Raw genomic sequence first — 20307 nt, forward strand, 5'->3', positions numbered from 1 at the left:
TCGCCCTCCTCCGCTCCGCCGATCGCGCGGAAGTCCTGGAGCGCACGGAGCATTTCCGCGCGCGAGCACATCCCCCGTCTCCGCCGCTCTACCGCCCCACGTAGCGGCGGCGCGCCGGGACCGAGACGAGCACCTCGGAGCGCGACGGCGGCGGCGGAACGCGCTCGCCGTCGTGAAGCACCATCGCGGTGAGGCGCCCCCCGTAGACGGCGCCCGTGTCGATCCCTGTCGCCCACGCGTGCATCTGCGGCTCGCTGCGCGCGTTGTGGCCAAACACCACGTGCGGCGGCCCCTGGTAGGTCTGGCCCCACAGCGTCTTGCCCCCGCGACGCTCGACCGGCTCGCCGTAGCGGCCGAGACAGCGCACGTACATCAACGTGTGCGGATCTTGCCGCTCGATCGGCAGCCCGGGGATCAGCCCCGCATGGACGACGCGGAGCCCGTGCTCCGGCAGATCCAGCCAGTACGGCAGCGTCTCGAGCCAGGCCCAGTCGCGCTTGCGCAGCTGCTGCGCGGTCTCCCTCGAGAGCTCCCCCAGCGGCTCGCCGCGAGGATCGCTGCGCCCGGCGCGCCACCGGAGCAGCCGATCCTCGTGGTTGCCCCGCACCGAGATCGCGCCGATTTCCCGGAGCAAATCGAGCGTTCCGCACGGATCCGGACCGCGCACGATCATGTCCCCGACCATGACCACCCGATCGCCCGACGCGAAGCCGACGTGCTCGATCAGCCGCGCCAGCTCATCCCGGCAGCCGTGGACGTCACCGATGAGGATCGTGCGCGGCATCGCACACCCAACGTAGCAGGGACGCCCGGTCCAGGGGGCTCTCCAGGCCCCCGCCCCCCGAGCCCGGCACGGCCGCGACGCCCCTCGTCCAGCGGAGGCGCGCACCGGAGCCGGGCGCCACGAGCGGCATTTTTCCTGTAATTACCGATACTTGTAAATGCCCATCGGCCTCCGCCGTCGCTGCCGGGCGGGCGGGCTGATCGGGCGCGGGGCCCGGCGCGGCGCGCCGGCGGCCCCGGTCAGGCGCGTTACGGAGAGTCGATCTTCGCGCGTTTCGGGATGACGACGATCCCGCCCTCGCTGACGAACCACTTCTTGCGGTCCTCCTCGAGGTTGAAGCCGATCTCGGCGCCGGCGGGGATCTCGACGTCCTTGTCGATGATGCAGCGGCGGAGCTTGACGTGGCGCCCGATCTTCACGTCCTCGAACAGCACGCACTCCTCGATGTGGCTGAAGGAGTTCACGCGGACCCGGTTCGAGAGCACGCTCCGGTGGATCCGGCCGCCGGAGATGATGCACCCGAGCGAGACCAGGCTGTCGGTCGCGATGCCGACGCGCGCGTTCGCCTCGTCGCGGAAGACGAACTTGGCGGGCGGATCGTGGCTGATGCCCGTCCGGATCGGCCAGCGCGGGTTGTAGAAGTTGAACGCCGGCTGGATGCTGACCAGATCCATCTGGGCCGCCCAGTACGCGTCGATCGTCCCGATGTCGCGCCAGTACCCCGCGCCCTCGTCCTCGCCGGGGACGCGGTTCTCGTGGAAATCGTAGACGTAGACGCGGCTGCCGCTCTGCACCATCCGCGGGATGATGTCGCGCCCGAAATCGTGCGCGCTGTCCTCGGTCGCGGCGTCCTGCTCGAGGACGTCGAGCAGCGCCGGCGTCTTGAAGATGTAGTTGCCCATCGACGCGAGGCACATGCCCGGCCTGCCCGGCATGCTCGGCGGATCCTGCACCTTCTCGTGGAAGGCGATGATGCGCCCCGCCTCGTCGCACTCGATGACGCCGAAGGACCGCGCTTCCTCCTTCGTCACCGGGATGGCGGCCACCGTCACCTCGGCGTCGCGCTCCAGGTGATCGTGCAGCATCTGGCGCACGTCCATCTTGTACACGTGGTCGCCGCCGAAGATGCAGAGGTGCTCGGGCGACTCGTCCGTGATGACGTGCTGGGTCTGGTAGACGGCGTCGGCCGACCCCTTGAACCAGCTCTTGCCCGTGCGCTGCTGCGCCGGGACGGTCTCGATGAAGCTGTCGAGCATCGGCGACAGGCGCCAGGCTCGGGCGATGTGCTCGTCTAGCGACGCGCTCTTGTACTGCGTGAGGATCTTGATTCGGTGCAGGCCGGAGTTGACGAAGTTCGACAGGACGATGTCGATGATCCGGTAGCGGCCGCCGAACGGCACGGCCGGCTTCGCCCGGTCGTGCGTCAGCGGGCCGAGCCGCCGGCCTTCACCGCCAGCGAGGATCATCACCAAAACCTTCGACGCTTCGAAAGCGGCGCGCAGGGTCGTCTCGCGCATGGGACGGAGAGGGTACTCGATCGATGTTGCGAGCGCGAAGAGCGGAAACGCGTCCTTCGCGGTTTCGAGGTAACCCGGGGGACCTCCTGGCGCGCGCGCGCGGCGCCTCCTGGGCGCCCTGAGCGCCTCGGCGCGCTCCCCCTTTCCGGCCCCGCGACGGGCTGCGTCGATCGGGGGACGTCGCCCGCCGCCGCGATGCGCCGCCGCATGGCCGCCCGATGAAGAGAGGGGACGTTCCCGTTTCTCTTTACGATCTGCTGGCGGCCGTGTTAGCCGTTTCCGCCGCCGCGCGCGCATGCGAGAGGCGCCTGATCCGCACGCGGTGCACCGCTGTCCGGAGGCTACTCCAGCGCTGGATCTTTCCTGCCGGATGTGCCCGTCACGTTGACCTTGGAGATGCCATGAACGTCCGATTCGGTCGAACCCTCGCCGCTGCCATCCTCCTCGTCCTCGTCGCGGGCACTTCAGGGTGCGGAACGGACGAGCAGCCCTACCAGGCCAAGCCCGCATTCAGCGGCCGGAAGCCGACCCTGCCCGCGGTGCCGACGCTCCCCGCGAAGAACAAGAAGCAGGGCGACGCCTACACGGTGTGGGGCGTCACGCACGATCTCCGGAGCCGCGTCCATTTCGAGGACGTGAACGGCAAGAAGCTCTCGATCATCGGTTACATCGTCAAGACGAACCTCCAGGACGCCCCGACCTGTGCCGTCCACAAGACGGGCAAGGGCGACCCGCCCGACTGCAAGGCGCCGGTCCCGAGCTTCGCGATCGCCGACGAGAAGGGCGAGACGAAGGACGTGATCGAGGTGATGGGCTGGGCCTCGAACTTCGCGCAGATCTACAGCATGATCGAGGCGATCGACAAGGCGCCGCGCGGCAAGGAGACCGAGGCGAAGCTCACCGACGAGTTCTGGGGTCAGGAGCTGCCGAACCCGATCCCGGCGGTCGGCGCGAAGGTGAAGGTCACCGGCACCTACGGCGTGACGTTCACGAAGTCGACCGGCGGCGCCGCGGCCAACCCGAAGTACGGCATCCTGTCGGCGGAGCAGATCGAGTACCTCGAGCCGCCGCCCGAGAAGGCCACCCTCCCCGGCATGAAGCGCAGGCCCTGACGCCCCCGCCACGCCGCAGCGGGCGCCGCCTCACGTGAGGATGGAGCGGATCCCGCTGCCCGGCTCGGCCGCCGCCGACTCGAAGATGGCGTCGATAAGGAGCCGCCGCATCGGCGGGTCGTGCGCCTCCCGGGCATCGATGCGCACAAGCGAGGCCGGCGCCTGGCGGATGAGCGAATCGAACGACGCCGGCTCGAACCGGTACAGGTCCTCCGTCACGAGGACCGCGTAGGGCTGCGACGCCGCGATCGTCGGCCGGAGCGAGCGCAGATCGCATTCGCGCACAGCGACGCCGAGCCGCGCCCCAACCTCCCGGCACACGGCGACGAACTCGGCAGGACAGCCGGCAACGATCACGAGCGGAATGGGCGGCGCGCTCGGGACCACGGCCTTGCGCGGCTTCGTACCGTCCTCCATACGCGCCTCCACGTAGGCCATGACTTGACTACGCCTGCAAGGGAATTGTTCCAGCAGACACCACGGCGCGCGCGGCCTCCCGGCGCGCCGCCCCGGCGCTCAACGCGCGCCGATCCCGTGCTGCACGTGCCACCCCCGGCCCTCCTCCACGCCGATGAAGCGGATCCGCCCGGACCGCTCCATGTCGTCGACAAGCTCCTCCGCCTCGAGCTGCGAGATGTCGATCCGGTCGCAGAGCACGTCCCGGAAGTGCGTCTTGCCCTGCACGTAGTCCGCGTCGATCAGCGAACCCAGCGCGCCCGCCAGGATCTCGGCCGCCAGGTCGAGCGCCACCACGGGCGTGACCACGGTCTCGGCGGTCGTGCGGACGCTCTCGTCCGTCGTCTGGACCGCCGCGTCGCCCATCGTGACGCTCTCGTCCCCGGTGATGAAGGTGCCGTACTCGACGGTGCCCCGCTCGGTCGTCATGGCTCCACCTCGTCCGCGCTCGGGCCGGTCCGGAGACCGCGCCCCCACTGGCTTCCTTCCACGCTATGGAGCGGGGGAGCGCCGACCGGAAGCCGACGCCGGAGCGTCCGCGCCGGAGGCGTCGATCCCGGCGGCGATTTAAGGCAGCAGCCCGCGGGAAGATCAGGGAAGCTACCGCTCCTGCCAGGCCCATCGGCGGGGGGGGTCTGGGCCCCGAGGTCATGATGTCGTCGCCCGAGGACTCCCCTTCACGCCCGAGCCGCATGGCGGCAATACGCACGCCGATCCCGAGGGCGCAGGGGCTGATCGCGTTCCAGCTCGTCGGTCGGGTGCTGCTCCACGCGATCCTCGTCGGCGTGACGGCCGGCGTCGCCGGCTCGCTGTTCTTCGCCGCCCTCGAGCTCGCCGAGCACGAGCTCCTCGTCAGGCTCACCGGCTACGCGCCGCTCCGCGCCAAGGGCGAGTCGGTGCTCTCGGGCGCGTTCACCGGGCCGTTCCGGCCCTGGCTCGTCTTCGTGCTGCCGGCCCTCGGCGCCCTCGCCGGCGGGCTGCTCACGGCGAAGCTCGCGCCCGAGACCCGCGGCGGCGGCGGCGACGCCTTCATCAACGCGTTCCATCAGCTGGGCGGCAACATGCGCCGCCGCGTCCCGGTGGTGAAGGCGCTCGCCTCGATCTTCACGCTCGGCTGCGGCGGGTCCGGCGGGCGCGAGGGGCCGACCATGCAGATCGGCGGCGCGATCGGCTCGATCATCGGGCGCGCCCTCCGGGTGGGCGCGCGCGAGCGGCGGATCCTGCTCATCGCGGGCGCCGCCGCCGGCATGTCGGCCGTGTTCCGGACGCCGCTCGGGGCCGCGCTCCTCGCCGTCGAGGTGCTGCACCGCGACGACTTCGAGGCCGACGCGCTCGTGCCCTCCATCCTCGCGAGCGTCGTCTCCTACTCGGTCTTCATCTACTTCTTCGGCGAGTCGACCCTCTTCGCGCACGCGCCCCGCTACCCGTTCATCCCGGGGCACCTCCCCCTCTACGCCGCCCTCGCGCTCGTCGTCTCGCTCGTGGCCACGCTGTTCCTCCGGACGCTGCACACGGTGGAGCACACGATGCACCGGATCCGGCTGCCGATCTGGGCGAAGCCCGCGCTCGGCGGCCTCGCGCTCGGCGCGCTCGTGACCCCGCTGATCATGCTCCTCGGGCCGCGCTTCGACCGGCCGGGGCAGGGCTTCGGGCTGCTGGGCGCGGGGTACGGCGCGGCCCAGGTCGCGATCACGGGCGCCTCCTGGATGCCGAGCGGGTGGACGGCAGTGCAGCTCCTGGTCGTGCTGCTCGCCACAAAGATCGTCGCGACCTCGCTCACCGTGGGCTCGGGCGGCAGCGCGGGCGACTTCGGCCCGTCGCTCGTGCTCGGCGCCCTCACGGGCGGGGCCTTCGGGCGCGCGGCGGAGCTCCTCCTCGGCGATCCGCGCATCGACCCCGGCGCGTTCGCGCTCGTCGGGATGGGCACGTTCTACGGAGGCATCGCGCACGTGCCGATCGCCTCGCTCGTCATGGTCTGCGAGCTCGCCGGCAGCTACGACCTGCTGGTGCCGCTCATGCTGTGCGAGGGCATCGCCTTCGTGGCGCTCCGGCACAGCACCCTGTACCGCGCGCAGATGGCGACGAAGCGCGAGTCGCCGGCGCACCGGGACGATCTCATCGTCGACGTGCTCCGCAGCATCCGCGTCGCCGACATCGTCATCCGCAGCCGTCCTTTCGTCTCGTTCGAGGCGCGGTCGCCCGCCGCGGTCGTCGTCGAGCGCATCGCGGCGTGCGAGTGGCAGGACACCTTCCCGGTGCTCTCCGAGGACGGCAAGGTCATCGGCACCATCGACGCCGAGATCCTCCGCGCCACCGCGACGAGCCCCGAGCTGTCGGGGCTCGCGATCGCGCACGACATGATGACGAGCCCCGCCTCGGTCAGCGAGACCGCGGACCTGCACCGCGCGCTCCAGGTGCTGCTGGAGCTCCGCGTGCGCGAGCTCCTGGTCACCGACCTCGAGGGCAAGATCGTCGGCATCCTGGACGAATCCGACATCACGCGCGCCTACCACGACGCCACGGCGCAGCTGGAAGGGTCGCCGCAGTAGGAGGGACGACCGCCCCCTGCGCGCCGCTGGCGCCCGCCGAGCGCGTCGCCCGGGGCACGCTCCCCGGGAGAAGGCCAGCTTTTCGGCGTCCGCGCGGCCGCGCCGCGAACGCCCGGGCTTCACGAATGCACGCGCGCGGATGTCCTGGTCGCGCCGCGCGCCCGATCACAGTGTCGGGCGCAATGCCCGCGAGCAGGGCCCCCGCCCGGTTTCGGGAGTCTCCTGAGGTAGCAATCTTGGATTCCACGCAGCGACGGACCCCGGAGCGTGGGGGATACTCTGGTTCATCCCTGGAATTCGATCCGGAGAGCGCGCGGGGGAGATGGGCATGCTTGTCGATACTCTCGGAGGTCGGACGGTGCGGCGCAACGCAGAGGTACGAACACGCTCGAGCGCGCCGAACAGCCGCGCCAAGCTCGTGGTTGTCGTCGACGATGAGCCAAGCATCCAGGAGGTCGTGAGCATGATCCTGGAGAGCGAGGGCGGCTACGAGGTGCGCTGCGCCTCGAACGGCGAGGAGGCGCTGGCGCTGCTCGACCAGATCGCGCCGCCGGACCTGCTCGTCGTCGACATCATGATGCCGGTGATGGACGGCTGGGGCCTGCTCACGGCGCTCCGGCACAACGAGAAGACCGCGCGTATACCAGTCATTGTTTCATCCGCGTCTTCAAAACATGACGCGACGAGCCTCGGTGTCGCGCGCGTGCTCCCCAAGCCGATCGACTACGACGCGTTTCTGGCCGCGGTCGACGAGCTCACGCATTGCAGAGAGCGTCAGATCCTCAGCGCCGAGTAGCCCCCCCGCCGCTCGCGGAAGCGCGCTCCAGAAACCGCAACTGGCCCATGGACCTCGAGGGCCCGAAAGCGGTAGCTTCGCTCAAGTGTTGTTAGAGACCCCGGGTGCCGGCCTCTTCGCCGGCTACACTCCCCTCCCCGGCGCCTACGACGAGCTGTTTGGTCCCGGCGGCGCCCCTCGACCCGAGTTCCTGCGCACTGCCACGCTCCTCGGCGCGCTCGCGCCGAACGAGTTCGCGCGCGCGCAGCAGCTCGCGGAGATCGCCCTGCTCAACCAGGGCGTCACCTTCTCGGTCTACGCGGACCAGCGCGGCGCGGAGAAGATCTTCCCGCTCTGCCTCATCCCCCGGATGCTCTCCGCGGCGGACTGGGCCCACATGGAGCGCGGCCTCGAGCAGCGGGTCCGCGCGCTCGGCCTGTTCCTCGACGACATCTACGGCGACCAGCGCATCCTCCAGCAGGAGCGCATCCCCCGCGACCTCGTGCTCGGCTCGGGGCAGTACCTGAAGCAGGTCCACGGCCTGCGGCCCCCGGGCGGGGTGCGCATCCACATCGCGGGCGTCGACATCATCCGCGATCCGGCCGGGACCTTCCGCGTCCTCGAGGACAACCTCCGCACCCCGTCCGGCGTCTCCTACGTCCTGGAGAACCGGCTCATCAGCAAGCGCGTGCTGCCGCACCTGCTCGACACGGCGCGCGTCCAGCGGGTCGACCATTACCCGGCCCGCCTCGCCGAGACGCTGCGCTCGGTCTCGCCCGTGGACCCGAGCGGCACGAGCGCGGTCGTGCTCACGCCGGGGCCGTACAACTCGGCCTACTTCGAGCACAGCTTCCTCGCGCGCACGATGGGGCTGGAGCTCGTGCAGGCCCCCGACCTGTTCGTCGATCAGGATCAGGTCTTCGCCCGCACGACGCGCGGCCCGCGCCGGGTCCACGTCATCTACCGTCGCATCGACGAGGCGTTCCTCGACCCCGAGGCCTTCCGCCCCGACAGCCTGCTCGGCGTGCGCGGCCTGATGCGCGCCTACGCCGCCGGCAACGTCGCGCTCGCGAACGCGCCCGGCAACGGCGTGGCCGACGACAAGGCCGTGTACCCCTTCGTGCCGGAGATGATCCGCTACTACCTCGGCGAGGAGCCGATCCTCGAGCAGGTCCCCACCTACCTGTGCATGCGCGACGGCGATCGCCGCTACGTGCTCGAGCACCTCGACGAGCTGGTCGTCAAGGCGGTGGACGAGGCCGGCGGCTACGGCATGCTCATGGGGCCGCAGTCGACCGCCGCGCAGCGGGAGGAGTTCCGCGCGCGCATCGAGGCGGCGCCGCGCCGCTACATCGCGCAGCACCGGATCGAGCTGTCGACAAGCCCCACCTGGGATCCGGCCTCCAGGGTCGCGGTCCCGCGCCGGCTCGACCTCCGCCCGTACGTGCTGACGGGCCGCGACGGCCCGTGGGTGCTGCCGGGCGGGCTCACGCGCGTCGCGCTCGTGGCCGGCTCGTACGTCGTCAACTCCAGCCAGGGCGGGGGCTCGAAGGACACGTGGGTGCTGAAGGGCCCGTGGGACGTCGAGCAGCGCGCCCCGTCGGTGGGCGCCGCGGACCCGGCCCCCGGGGCCGCGAGCAACGGCCCGCCCAGCACGCCGCCGCCCTCCGCGCCGCCGCCCTCCGACCCCCCGGAGGCCCTGTGATCTCCCGCGTCGCCGATCACTGTTTCTGGTTCGGCCGCTACCTCGAGCGGACCGAGAGCGTGGCCCGGATCCTCGCCGTCACGCAGAACCTCGCGCTCGACACCGAGCTCTCGGAGCAGCAGTGCTGGCTGCCGGTCATCATCGTGGCCGGCCAGAAGGAGCACTTCGCCGCCGAGCACGGCGAGGACGCCGCGGCCGACGGCGAGCTCGTGCAGCGCTACATGAGCTTCGACGAGGACAACACGACGAGCCTCCGCAGGTCGAGCTCCGCGGCGCGCTTCAACGCGCGGTCGATCCGCGAGGTCGTCAGCCTCGAGGCGTGGGAGACCGTCAACGAGCTCCACCTCTGGATGAACAGCGAGCAGGCGCTGGAGGAGTTCAGGTCGAGCCGCTACGCGTTCTACCGGCGCGTCCGGCAGCTCACGCAGCTCTGCCTCGGGCTCACCCAGAGCACGATGCTCCACGACGGCCCGCTCGATTTCATCTGGCTCGGCGTGCTGCTCGAGCGCGTCGGGCAGACCGCGCGCACGCTCGACGTCCACCACCACGCCCTGACCCACCTGGAGCGGCCTGCGTCGGACAGCAACGGCCAGGCGCAGGGCGGCGAGTCCAGGCAGCACCGGGTGGTCGAGACCGCGCTCTGGCTCTCGCTCCTCCGCGCCTGCTCCGGGTTCGAGCCGTTCATGAAGCTGAACCAGGGTCAGGTGAACGCGCAGGCAGTCGCACAGTTCCTCCTCTTCGAGCCCCGCTTCCCGCGCTCGATCCGGCACTGTGTGCACGCGGCGTTCGTGCGGCTCTGCGAGATCCGCCCGCCGGAGAGCGCGACGCTCCCCGGGGGCGAGAGCGTGGAGCGGCTGCACCTCTTGCACCAGTGGGTCGCCGACAGGGCGAGCGAGGCGCTCGATCCGCTCTCGGTCCACGCGGCGCTCACCCATGTGGTCGACGAGACAGCCACGATCTGCGACGGTATCGGTCGCGAGCTGCTCGGTTACGGGCCGCCCGACAGCAGCCCCTCGGTCACGAGCCAGTAACCCGACCCGCCGACGTATCCATGCCGAATCTCCTCGCGATGTCGTTCGAGGGCGAGCTCGCCCCGTGTTTCGATCTCCTCTGCCTGCGCCCCGGGGGCAGGCTGCCCGACGGCTGGGGCATCGGGTACTACCCGGGCGGAGAGCCGAGCGCCACGGTGCTGAAGGAGCCGGCGCCGCCGCAGGGGAGCATCCGCAGCGAGCTCGTGAAGGCGTGGGAGCACCTCGAGTCGTCGCTGCTCGTGCTGCACATCCGCACGGCGACGTGGGGCAGCATCAACGACGCCAACACGCAGCCGTTCAGCCGGAGCTGGGGCGGGCGCGACTGGCTGTTCGCGCACAGCGGCAGCCTTGTCGACCGGATCGAGGTCGATCCGAAGTCGCTCTTCCAGCCGGTCGGCTCAACGGACACGGAGCTCATCCTGTGCGAGCTCATGCGCTGGATGGCGTCGGAGGGCCTGCGGAGCCTCGGCGACATCGATCCTGCGGTGCTGCGCGACTGGTTCGACGAGATGAACGAGCACGGCCCGCTCACGTCGGTGCTGGCCGACGGCCGCGACCTCGTCGTCTACGCGGATCGCGATCGCGAGGGGGACGCGTTCCTGTGGGAGGTGCTGCCGCCGTACGAGCGCCTCGCGTTCGGGGACGACGACCTCGAGGTCGACCTCACCCGCCGGGGGGTCAAGAGCCGCAAGGGCGTCATCGTCTCGTCGGAGGAGCTCAAGGTCCATGCCGGGGCGCAGCCGGCGGCCTGGGCGCGCGTCCCTCCGGGCCACCTCGTGGTGCTGCGGCAGGGCGCGCTGCGGGCCACGGCGTCTCCGCGCATCGACCGGCGCCGGCCGTCCCCGTCCTCGCCGCCGCTCTCGTCGCGGCCGGTCCGGCGCCCCAAGCACGCCTCGATCCGCCGCTTCCAGGTCGTGCATCGCACGGCGTACCACTACATGACCGCGGTGGAGCGCAGCACGCACCTCCTGCGGGTGACGCCGGCGCACGACCGGCTGCAGGCGCTGCTCCACAACGAGATCGACCTGTCGGTCGAGGGCAAGCAGCGCGAGTACGACGACGTCTTCGGCAACCGCGCGCGGCGGGTGCTGCTCGAGACGCCGTTCAGGGAGCTCGTCATCGAGTCGAGGTCGCGGGTGGAGCTGCTCGACACCGATCCGCTGAGCTTCCGCCCGCTGCGCGCCCGGTCGACGATCCCGCTCGTGTGGATGCCGTGGCAGCGGCAGATCCTGCAGCCGTTCCTCCTGCCGCCGGAGCTGGCGGAGAGCGAGCTCGCGGAGCTCAGCGAGTACGCGATGACCTTCGTCGAGCGGAACGACTACGACCTGCTCGACACGCTGCTCGACCTGAACGCGTCGATCTACGAGGAGTACGAGTACAAGCAGGGGGCGACGAACCTGTCCACGACGGCGTTCGACGTCTACGCGAACCGCCGCGGCGTGTGCCAGGACTTCGCGAACCTGTTCATCTGCCTGACGCGGCTGCTCGGCGTGCCGTCGCGCTACGTGTGCGGCTACATCTACACGGGGCCGAAGCACGAGAACCACCGGCAGAGCGAAGCGTCGCACGCCTGGGCGCAGGTGTATCTGCCCGAGATCGGGTGGAAGGGGTTCGACCCGACGAACGGGATCCTGACGCAGACCGACCACATCCGCGTCGCGGTCGGGCGCAACTACGTGGACGCGACGCCGACCTCGGGCACCATCTTCGTGGGGGGTGGCGCCGAGCGCCTCGAGGTCGACGTGCGGGTCGAGCCGATCGATTGAGGGAGAGCGCGGCTCAGGGCCGCGTGGCGATCCAGTAGAGGAGCGCGGTCCGGCTGAGGCCGTCGTCGAGCACGGTCTGCTCCTGTGCCTCGGCCCAGGCCACCTCCTTGTCGACGGTCGCGTGCGCCGCGATCAGGAAGGCGTTCCAGGCGTCGTCCGGTCCGCTCATGGCAGCTTCCATCGCCGGCCAGGTGTCCGTGATCCAGGTCTTGGAGAGGAGCGACTCCGAGATGGGGGTGATCGGGAGCACCTGGATGCCATAGACGTACTCCGGGTTCGTCCCGAACCACGTCCTGAAGTCGGCCTTCGTGGACCAGAGGACGCCGACGGCGCCGTTGTCCTTGAATGGCACATCGTAGACGGTGCTGTCCGAGGTGACCTGCCAGTACGTCTGCGCGGAGGCCGTCTCCAGGGCGAGGAGCACCCGGCCGATGTTCTTCACGTCGTCGTTCTCGAGCGCGTCGCCGAGCAGCTGCATGCTGTACCAGGCGTGGACGGCCTCGGACGTCGACTCCTGGTTACGGCCGTCCGCGAACGGGAACAACCCCGAAGCCCAGGAGTGCCCCCTGTACCAATCCATGCTGCGGAACGGCGTGAAACTCGTGTCCTTGGTGCTCGGGTTCGCGATGTCGCGGACGAGCCAGAGGGCCTTGTCGCCGTACTCGTCGCGCCAGTTCGCGTCGTACTTCGCCAGGACGGCCGCGGCGTAGAGGAAGTAGCCGTAGTGGAAGTGGTGATCGTTGTAATACCCCTGGCCGAAGTCGGCGGTCTCGTCCGCCAGGCCGTTGGTCGTCACGAGGCCGCCCCAGGTCGTGTCATAGACGAGGGGGTTCGCGTTCTCGCCGTTGAGCCACGGGTTGAGGTGCGACTTGAGCCGCGCCCTGAGCTCCTCGGCGAGATCCGCCTTGCCGACCACCTCGGCGATCTGCGCGAGGCGCGCGAGCTTCGCGATCTGCTTGCCCCCGAGATAGGGGTCCGTGCCGACGACCGCCTGGTCGGGCGTGAACGTCCTGTCGTCCTCGAGGGCGTCCACCAGGGCGTCGCCCCACTCGTCCGAGGCGCGGCGCGGCGCGTCCCAGCCGATCGTGCTGAGCGGGTACACGAGCTCCCAGGTCGCGCCGGAGACTCCCGTCATCTTCCCGATCACGGTCGGATACGAGATGTCTGCGGTCTGCAGCTTGTCGAGGTGCTTCATGTGGTGCGGCAGGGCCATGGTCAGGAGATCGCCCTCCCCTTCCGTCCTCCAGACGAAGCGCACCGAGGCGGTGTCCTCCTTGACCGACGCCTCGATGTCGCCGCCGACAGGGATGACGGCGGCGTGCTCGTCGAGCTCGGCCGCGGCGTTCGGCCCCGGCACAAGCGCGAGGCGGAGCGAGCCCTCGTACTTCTCGTCAGCCGCCATGGAGAGGGCGTCCCACTCGAGGGTGATCTCGGGGAACGCATAGAGGACCCACTTCTGGCCGTTGTTGAGGGAGATCTCGAATCGATCCCCCGTGACCTCGGTGGGGCTCGTGGACTCGCCGTTGACCTCGGTGATCGCCACGCCGTCGCCGACGCGCACGGAGGGCCGGAGCCCGGCGTACGTGGTCGTCACGTACGGCATCCCGTAGACGATGGGCGCCGTCATGGTGCCGCCCTGCGCCGTCCACGCCACGGTGACCGACAGGAGATCGTACGACGTGACCGCATGGCTGGAGAAGGCCTCGCGCGCGCTGAGGCCGAACTGCGACATATCGGCCGTCGTGACGGCCGTGCTGTTCACCACGACGGGCGGCCGGGCGACGGACAGGGCCTGTCCGAGCGCCTTGAGGTCGTACGGCGCGGCGTTGATCCGCTGATCGCCGTCGCCGAGCACGAAGTTCATCCAGGTGGCGTTCGTGGCGCGCGGGGCCCTGGAGCCGGCCAGGGCGGCGCCCGGATCGAGCGGGTGCTGCGCCTGCTCGAACTCCGGCTCGACGGTCGACAGCGCCTTGCCGCGGTCGAGGTCCCACGTCTCGATCGGCACGCCGCCGGAGCCGCCCTCGCCCCCCGCGCCGCCCCCGCCGCCGCCCCCGTCGTTATTGACCGGCGGCGGCGGAGGAGGAGGGTCATCGCCGCCGCAGGCGACAATCGCGCCGAGGCAACTCAGCAAAGTGAAAGTCCGTAGCATCGGATGCTTCAAAATCATTCTCCTGCTCCCTCGCTCCAGCGCTCATCGCTCCATCTGATGTGAAGCGGATCGAGAGATGAGCCCTGGCGTCGTGGTATTTTCATCGATCTGCAAGCAACGGAGCAAGATTCTTTCACGAAGCGCGGGACCCGTCCAGCCTGGCGAGCGCGGCCGCCGGCGCGCGGAGGCCCCCGCGACGCCATCAATCAGGCGATCGCCGGCGCGCACGCCGCGAGTCGGCTACGTCGTTGTCCGCCGGTCGTGATCGCGTCTGCCCGGAGGGAGCTCGCATGAAGGCGATAAAGCACCGAAATAATTGGTGCTTTTCTCCCGACCGCCCCGCCTTCATGTCGGGGCCCGGCCGTCGGGCAACCCCTTATCGGGGCTTGGCAGCGGGCTTTGCGGGCGCCTTGCGGGCGGCCTTCTTCGCGGGCGCCTTGGCCGCGCTCGTCGCGGCCGCGCGGCGCGCGGGCGGCGCCTCGGGCGCGCCGCCGCCGCGCACGAGCGCGAGCACGGCGTCGGCGTGTCCGTCGACCTTCACACCGCTGAAGGCGTGCTTCACCTCGCGGTCGGGACCGATGATGAACGTGCTCCGGATCGTGCCCATCACCTTCTTGCCGTACATCGTCTTCTCGCCGTAGGCGCCGTAAGCGTTGTGCGCGACGAGGTCCGGATCGCTGAGGAGCGTCACCCCGAGATCGTATTTGTCCCTGAACTTCCGGTGGCGATCGACGGAGTCGCGGGAGACGCCGAGCACGACGGCGCCTGCCTCGGCGAACGCGTCGAGGGCGGCGGAGAAGGCCTGTGCCTCCCGCGTGCAGCCCGGCGTGTCGTCCTTCGGATAGAAGTAGAGGACGACCGTCTTGCCCTGAAAATCGGCGAGTCCCACCCTCTTGCCGCCGTCGCTCTCGAGGGAGAAGTCCGGGGCACGGTCGCCTGCATTCACCATCGCTCGTTCGCTCCTTGTCTGAGCGGGCGCAGGGAGGACTGACCCCCTCCGGCCCCGCGGCGCGCACGATACACGCGACGTCGCCGGCGTACCACAAGACTGCCCCGGGCGCGCCGGCCCGGATCCGGCTCGGGTGGGGCGTGGATCCCGTCCCACGGCGCCCGCCCGGCCGTCGGGGGCGGCGGCGGGCGAGCCGATGTGGAGCGGCGAACGCTGTCGGGCTGCGCGCGTGCAGGCAGAAGAGCAGCGCCCCGGGCCGGCTTGCCCCCCCAGGGCAACCGAGGTACCCACAAGGCACATTCGCACGACGCGCTCGACGGCGTCATTGAATGAGAAGGCGCCAGCGCCGCTGGAGGAGATCATGACCCTACCCGTCCCCGTGTACATCGTCGCAGCGGCCCGGACGCCGATCGGCGCGTTCCAGGGTGCACTCTCGCCCTTGCCCGCCCCCCGCCTGGGCGAGGTCGCCATCCGGGCGGCCCTCGAGCGGGCGAGGCTCTCTCCGGACGCCGTCGAGGAGGTCTTCCTCGGCAACGTTCTGTCCGCCGGCATCGGGCAGGCGCCCGCCCGGCAGGCCGCGATCTATGCCGGCATCCCGAGCAAGGTCCCGGCCACCACGGTGAGCAAGGTCTGCGGCTCGGGCCTCCAGGCGGTCATCTTCGGCGCGAAGACGGTCGCGCTCGGCGACGCGGACGTCGTGGTCGCCGGCGGCATGGAGTCGATGTCCAACGTGCCCTACTACCTCCCGCAGGCGCGCTCCGGCTACCGCATGGGCGACGGCAAGCTCGTGGACGGCATGATCCACGACGGCCTCTGGGACCCGTACGGCAACTTCCACATGGGCACGGCGGGCGACGCGTGCGCCAGGGAGCACGGCTTCTCGCGCGAGGCGCAGGACGAGTACGCGAGGGAGAGCTTCCGCCGGGCGCTCGCGGCCCAGCGCGAGGGGCTGTTCGCCGCGGAGATCGCGCCCGTCTCCGTCCCGCAGAGGAAGGGCGATGCCGTGGTCGTGAAGGACGACGAGGGCCCGCCGGCCGGCAAGCCCGAGAAGTTCGCCTCGCTGAGGCCCGCCTTCCAGAAGGACGGGACGATCACCGCGGCCAACGCCTCGTCGATCAACGACGGCGCGAGCGCGCTCGTCCTGGCGAGCGAGCGGGCCGTGAAGGAGCACAAGCTCACGCCGCTCGCGCGGATCGTCGGCTACGGCGGCGCCGCGCAGGCGCCCGAGTGGTTCACGACGGCGCCGGCCGCGGCGATCGCGAACACCACGAAGAAGCTCGGCCTGACGACCGACCAGATCGACCTGTTCGAGGTGAACGAGGCGTTCGCGGTGGTGGCGCTCGCCGTGAACAAGCTCGCCGGGCTCGACGCCCAGAAGGTCAACATCCGCGGCGGCGCGGTCGCGCTCGGCCACCCGATCGGCGCGAGCGGGGCGCGCATCCTGACGACGCTGCTCTTCGCCATGAAGGACCGCAACGCGAAGCGCGGCCTCGCCACGCTCTGCATCGGCGGCGGCGAGGCGCTCGCGGTCGTCGTGGAGCGGTGATCCGGCCGCGGCCCATCGCGCCGGGCGTGGAGGCCTTCGCCGCGCGCACGCCGACGCTGCCGCCGGCGACCCACACGAACAGCTACGCGCTCGGCGGCCGCGAGGTGCTGCTCGTCGAGCCGGCCACCCCGTACGAGGACGAGCGCCGCGCGTGGCTCGCGTGGGCGCGCGGCCTCGCCTCCGGGGGGCGGGTGATCGTCGCGATCGCGGTGACCCACCACCACGCCGACCACGTGGGGGGCGCGCGGTTCTTCGCGGCCGAGCTCGGCCTGCCGGTCTGGGCGCACGCCGAGGCGGCCGCGCGCCTCCGCGACGTCCCTGTCGCGCGCCACCTCTCGGACGGGGAGGTTGTGCGGCTCGACGGGCCGGCGCCCACGGCGCTCCGCGTGCTCCACACGCCGGGGCACGCGCCGGATCACCTCTGCTTCCTCGACGAGGCGCGGGGCGCCCTTGTCTGCGGCGACATGGTGGCCGGCGCGGGGACGATCCTGATCGATCCCCGGGAGGGCGACATGGCGGAGTACCTGGCGCAGCTCGAGCGGCTCGCGGCGCTCGGCGCCCAGGTGGTCCTGCCCGCGCACGGCGGGCCGATCGACGCGCCCGAGGCCCTGTTCCGGCGCTACGTCGCGCACCGGCGGCTGCGCGAGCAGCGGGTGCTCGGGGCGCTCGCGGCGGCCGGCGAGGGCGGCGCGTCGCTCGATGCGCTCCTGCCGCTCGCCTACGCGGACACGGCGCCGGCGCTCTGGCCGCTCGCGCGGCTGAGCCTTGAGGCGCACCTGATCAAGCTGGAGCGCGAGGGGCGGGCTCGGCGGGGCGAGGGCGGGTGGCGGCGGGCGGCGGGCGACGCGGAATGACGCCCGATCGCGCGCGGAGTCCACGCCTCGTCATCCTCCCCTGTTGTCGCGCCTGTGCCGAGCGAGCGTGTCGGCTCTCGGTCGCGAGCAGCGGAGAAGCAATTTACGTGATGCCTTTGACCACCACCCCGGGGCGGGCGCGGGTCACCGATTCGCTCCCATTCATCGCACGCTGCGGCAGCTGCTTGCCCGTGGAGGGATCGTGCTCACCGAGAGCGAGAGCGCGCGCATCCAGGCATGCACGGACATTGCCACCCTCGACCGCTGGGCCGATAACGTCCTTGGGGCGAAGACCGCCACGAAAGCGCTCTCCTGACGGTTGACGGATGCGGCCCAGCACGGCGAGGTCCACGGCGCGAGCGCCGCCGACGAAACCTCCTGGACACCGCGCCGTGACCGAGAACCGCGTTGCGCGCGCGAGCGCAGACAACTAGGGTGCGCCGATGAGCACGATTCATTTCATCGGGGGCGAGAAGGGCGGCGTCGGCAAGTCGGTGGTGGCGCGTCTTGTCGCCCAGTACTGCATCGATCGCGCGCTCCCCTTCATTGCCCTGGACGCCGATGGCTCGCACGGGGCGCTGCTGCGGCACTATGCCGAGCACAGCCGGCCGGTGGACCTCACCCGCTTCGAGAGCGCCGACGACCTCATGGCGCTGGCAACAGAGGCCGAGCGCCGGGTGGTGGTGGACCTGCCGGCGCAGAGCGAGCGCCCCCTCTTCGCCTGGATCACGGAGGCGGGGGTCCTCGACCTGGCGCGAGAGTGCGGCGTCGAGCTCGTGTTCTGGCACGTGATGGACGACGGCAAAGACTCGTTGCTCACGCTAGATCGGCTGCTCAAGCGCGGCGGGACGGCGGCGCGCTACTGCATCGTGAGGAACCAGGGCCGGGGCAAGGATTTCTCGCCCTTCGATCGCTCGCCGACCCGGGCGGCGGCCCAGGCGCAAGGCGCCGTGGTCCTCGACCTGCCCGAGCTGCACCCGGCCGCCATGCAGAAGATCGATCACCTCGACGTGAGCTTCTGGGCCGCGGTCAACAACCCGGCGATCGGGGGTGAGACCTTCACGAGGATGGATCGCCAGCGCGTGAAGGTGTGGCTGCAGACCGCGTTCGACCAGCTCACGCGCGCCGACGTGGTCTGAGCGTGAGCGGTCACGACGCGCCGGGCGCCCCGGCGCCCGAGGTGGCACGGCACCGTCGTTTTCAGGTGGTCATCTCCTCTTCCTACGATTTTTACGATTCCCACGATTTTTACGATTCACACGATTCCAACGACGAGCTCTGCGGAAGGGAGATGCCTGTGCCAGAGTCGCGGCATGCAGGGCCAGTCCGACCATTGCGCCACGCCGCCGGGAGCGTCACGCCGAGGCCGCACGCCCGCTCTGCGCCTCAGCCCGCTGCGCTGGCTCGGCGTCGCGTCGGGCCCGGCCGCCGCCCTCGCGATCGCGCTCATCCCGAGCGGGCTCCACGCCCTCCCCGGCTACGGCCACCGCCCTGCGTACGCGGCCGCGGTCGCGGCGTGGATGGCGCTGTGGTGGCTCTTCGAGGTGCTCCCCATCGCGTACACCGCGTGCTTGCCGCTCGTGCTCTTCCCGCTGCTCGGCGTCTTCGGCCGCGGGCCCGCCGGCGACGCAGCCCGCGCCGTCGCGCCGTTCCTCGATGCCTATATCTTCCTGTTCCTCGGCGGCATGGCGATCGGCGCTGCCATGGAGCAGTGGAGCCTGCACCGGCGGGTGGCGCTCCACATCATGCGGGCCATCGGCACCGACCCGAAGCGGCTCCTGCTCGGCATGCTCGTCGCGACGAGCGGCATCTCCCTCTGGATCTCCAACACCGCGACCGCCGTGATGATGGTCCCGATCGGCCTCGCCCTGCTCGCGCAGCTGGAGTCCGCCGCTGGAGGGCGCCGGCTCTCGCATTTCGGGACCGCGATCATGCTGGGGGTGGCCTACGCCTCCAACGTCGGGGGCATCGGCACGAAGATCGGCACCGGCGTGAACTCCATCTTCTGCGGCTTCCTCGCCGACAAGCTGCACCGTGACATCGGCTTCCTCGAGTACATGACGCTCGCCTTGCCGTTCGTGGTCCTCTTCATCCCGCTGCTCTGGCTCGCCCTCTGGCGCGTGGGCAAGCGGGACGGGCTCGGCGCCGGCCACGCGCGCGACGTGCTCGACCTCGAGCTCGCGGCGATGGGCCCGATGGGCCGCGGGGAGAAGAAGGTCGCCGTCGTCTTCGCGGCGGCGAGCGCGCTCTGGATCCTCGGCGACCCGCTGCGCGCCGTGCTCGCCCCGCCGCTCCAGGCAGCGCTGCAGGGCCTCGGCGCGGCGCTCGGGTCGGGCTCCGCGGCCGGCTTCAGGGTGCAGGGCAAGCACTACGAGGCGGGCGTGGCGCTCCTGGCGGCGTTCAGCCTGCTCGCCCTGCGCGCCCTCTCGTTTGCCTCGGTGCGGCGGATGCCGTGGGGCACGCTCGTCCTGCTCGGCGGCAGCTTCGCGATGGCGGCCGGTATCGAGGGGGGCGGGCTCTCCGCGTGGATGACCGCGAAGCTCGCGGTCGTCGCGGAAGCGCCGTTGCTCGCGCAGCTCGGGCTCGCCAGCGGGGCCACGGTCGCGCTGTCGGCGCTGGCGTCCAACACCGCGACCGTGAACGTCGCCCTCAACGTGCTCCCTCGGGATCTCGGGGTGCTGTTCGCGGCCACGATCGCCGCGTCCTGCGACTTCATGCTGCCCACCGGCACGCCGCCCAACGCCATCGTGTTCGGCAGCGGCTACGTGCGGCTCCCCGTCATGATCAAGACGGGCTTCGTCCTCAACGTCGCCGCCGCCGTGCTCATCACGGCCTATGTGTACGGCTACGCGCGTCACCTGTTTGGCAGCTAACCCATTGCCCCCGGTCCGGGTGAACCGAGGGTGAGCACGCGACGGCGCTTCGCTCCCCATCGTCCGATGATCGCGGGGCATTGAGACGACGGGAGATGACGGGAGATAAAGAGGACCGCAGGGGCGCGGGGGACGCAAGGGACCGGAGACGATAGGGGGATTGTCCCAGGCGCGAAACGTGGGTTCGGGAGATCCCACCGGAGATGAATGATAGGAGACTTCCGGGCCCGGTTGCGGTATG

At 70.8% G+C, this 20307-nt stretch carries 16 protein-coding genes; 10 read left to right on the top strand and 6 right to left on the bottom strand.

The features are described from left to right. Positions 1-88: 88 nt before the first annotated feature. Positions 89-784, bottom strand: a complete 696-nt coding sequence (locus tag WMF17_RS36210) for a metallophosphoesterase (RefSeq protein WP_437597931.1) — start codon at positions 782-784, stop codon at positions 89-91. A 248-nt stretch (positions 785-1032) separates the two neighbouring features. Then, a complete protein-coding gene (glgC, locus tag WMF17_RS36215; protein WP_437597932.1) occupies positions 1033-2301 on the bottom strand; it encodes a glucose-1-phosphate adenylyltransferase in 1269 nt (422 codons plus the stop codon). Between the two features lie 401 nt (positions 2302-2702). Between glgC and WMF17_RS36220 the strand changes: the two genes are divergently transcribed. After that, complete coding sequence (locus WMF17_RS36220; RefSeq protein ID WP_437597933.1) at positions 2703-3413, top strand: hypothetical protein; 711 nt, start codon at positions 2703-2705, stop codon at positions 3411-3413. A 30-nt stretch (positions 3414-3443) separates the two neighbouring features. On the opposite strand, the gene WMF17_RS36225 is transcribed toward WMF17_RS36220, so the two are convergent. Both WMF17_RS36225 and WMF17_RS36230 read right to left on the bottom strand, forming a co-directional pair. After that, the gene (locus tag WMF17_RS36225; protein ID WP_437597934.1) at positions 3444-3830 is read right to left on the bottom strand and encodes a hypothetical protein; all 387 of its coding nucleotides are present in this window, start codon (positions 3828-3830) and stop codon (positions 3444-3446) included. A gap of 99 nt (positions 3831-3929) precedes the next feature. After that, positions 3930-4298 carry a hypothetical protein gene (locus WMF17_RS36230; protein ID WP_437597935.1) on the bottom strand — a complete coding sequence of 123 codons (369 nt, stop codon included), beginning with the start codon at positions 4296-4298 and terminating at the stop codon, positions 3930-3932. A gap of 263 nt (positions 4299-4561) precedes the next feature. On the opposite strand from WMF17_RS36230, the gene WMF17_RS36235 reads away from it, so the two are divergent. From WMF17_RS36235 to WMF17_RS36255, 5 genes are all read left to right on the top strand, one after another. Next, a complete protein-coding gene (locus WMF17_RS36235) occupies positions 4562-6418 on the top strand; it encodes a chloride channel protein (protein ID WP_437645603.1) in 1857 nt (618 codons plus the stop codon). 328 nt (positions 6419-6746) lie between these two features. Beyond that, a complete protein-coding gene (locus WMF17_RS36240; protein ID WP_129579215.1) occupies positions 6747-7214 on the top strand; it encodes a response regulator in 468 nt (155 codons plus the stop codon). 85 nt (positions 7215-7299) lie between these two features. Next, complete coding sequence (locus WMF17_RS36245) at positions 7300-8898, top strand: circularly permuted type 2 ATP-grasp protein (RefSeq protein ID WP_437645605.1); 1599 nt, start codon at positions 7300-7302, stop codon at positions 8896-8898. Next, positions 8895-9929, top strand: coding sequence for an alpha-E domain-containing protein (locus WMF17_RS36250; protein WP_437597938.1), 1035 nt, complete (start codon positions 8895-8897; stop codon positions 9927-9929). Before WMF17_RS36245 ends, WMF17_RS36250 begins: the two co-directional genes overlap by 4 nt. 20 nt (positions 9930-9949) lie before the next feature. Beyond that, positions 9950-11695 (top strand): class II glutamine amidotransferase, encoded by a 1746-nt coding sequence (locus WMF17_RS36255; protein ID WP_437597939.1) that lies wholly within the window; start codon positions 9950-9952, stop codon positions 11693-11695. Positions 11696-11708: 13 nt separating this feature from the next. Here the strand turns inward: WMF17_RS36255 and WMF17_RS36260 are convergent, their stop codons facing one another. Both WMF17_RS36260 and WMF17_RS36265 read right to left on the bottom strand, forming a co-directional pair. After that, positions 11709-13826: a glycosyl hydrolase gene (locus WMF17_RS36260; RefSeq protein ID WP_437645607.1), complete on the bottom strand. Its 2118-nt coding sequence runs from the start codon at positions 13824-13826 to the stop codon at positions 11709-11711. Between the two features lie 394 nt (positions 13827-14220). Further along, positions 14221-14793: a peroxiredoxin gene (locus WMF17_RS36265; RefSeq protein ID WP_437645609.1), complete on the bottom strand. Its 573-nt coding sequence runs from the start codon at positions 14791-14793 to the stop codon at positions 14221-14223. Between the two features lie 361 nt (positions 14794-15154). Here WMF17_RS36265 and WMF17_RS36270 point away from each other — a divergent pair, with 361 nt between their 5' ends. The 4 genes from WMF17_RS36270 (at position 15155) to WMF17_RS36285 (ending at position 20066) form a co-directional block, all read left to right on the top strand. Beyond that, on the top strand, positions 15155-16339 hold the full coding sequence (locus WMF17_RS36270) for a thiolase family protein (protein ID WP_437645611.1): 1185 nt from the start codon (positions 15155-15157) through the stop codon (positions 16337-16339). Then, entirely contained in the window at positions 16336-17193 is an 858-nt protein-coding gene (locus WMF17_RS36275) for an MBL fold metallo-hydrolase (protein ID WP_437645613.1), read from the top strand. Before WMF17_RS36270 ends, WMF17_RS36275 begins: the two co-directional genes overlap by 4 nt. Before the next feature lie 443 nt (positions 17194-17636). After that, positions 17637-18332: a mobilization protein gene (locus WMF17_RS36280; RefSeq protein ID WP_437597944.1), complete on the top strand. Its 696-nt coding sequence runs from the start codon at positions 17637-17639 to the stop codon at positions 18330-18332. A 174-nt stretch (positions 18333-18506) separates the two neighbouring features. Continuing rightward, a complete protein-coding gene (locus WMF17_RS36285) occupies positions 18507-20066 on the top strand; it encodes an SLC13 family permease (RefSeq protein WP_437645615.1) in 1560 nt (519 codons plus the stop codon). Positions 20067-20307: the final 241 nt, after the last annotated feature.

The organism is Sorangium sp. So ce362, assembly GCF_051519845.1.
Lineage (GTDB): Bacteria > Myxococcota_A > Polyangia > Polyangiales > Polyangiaceae > Sorangium.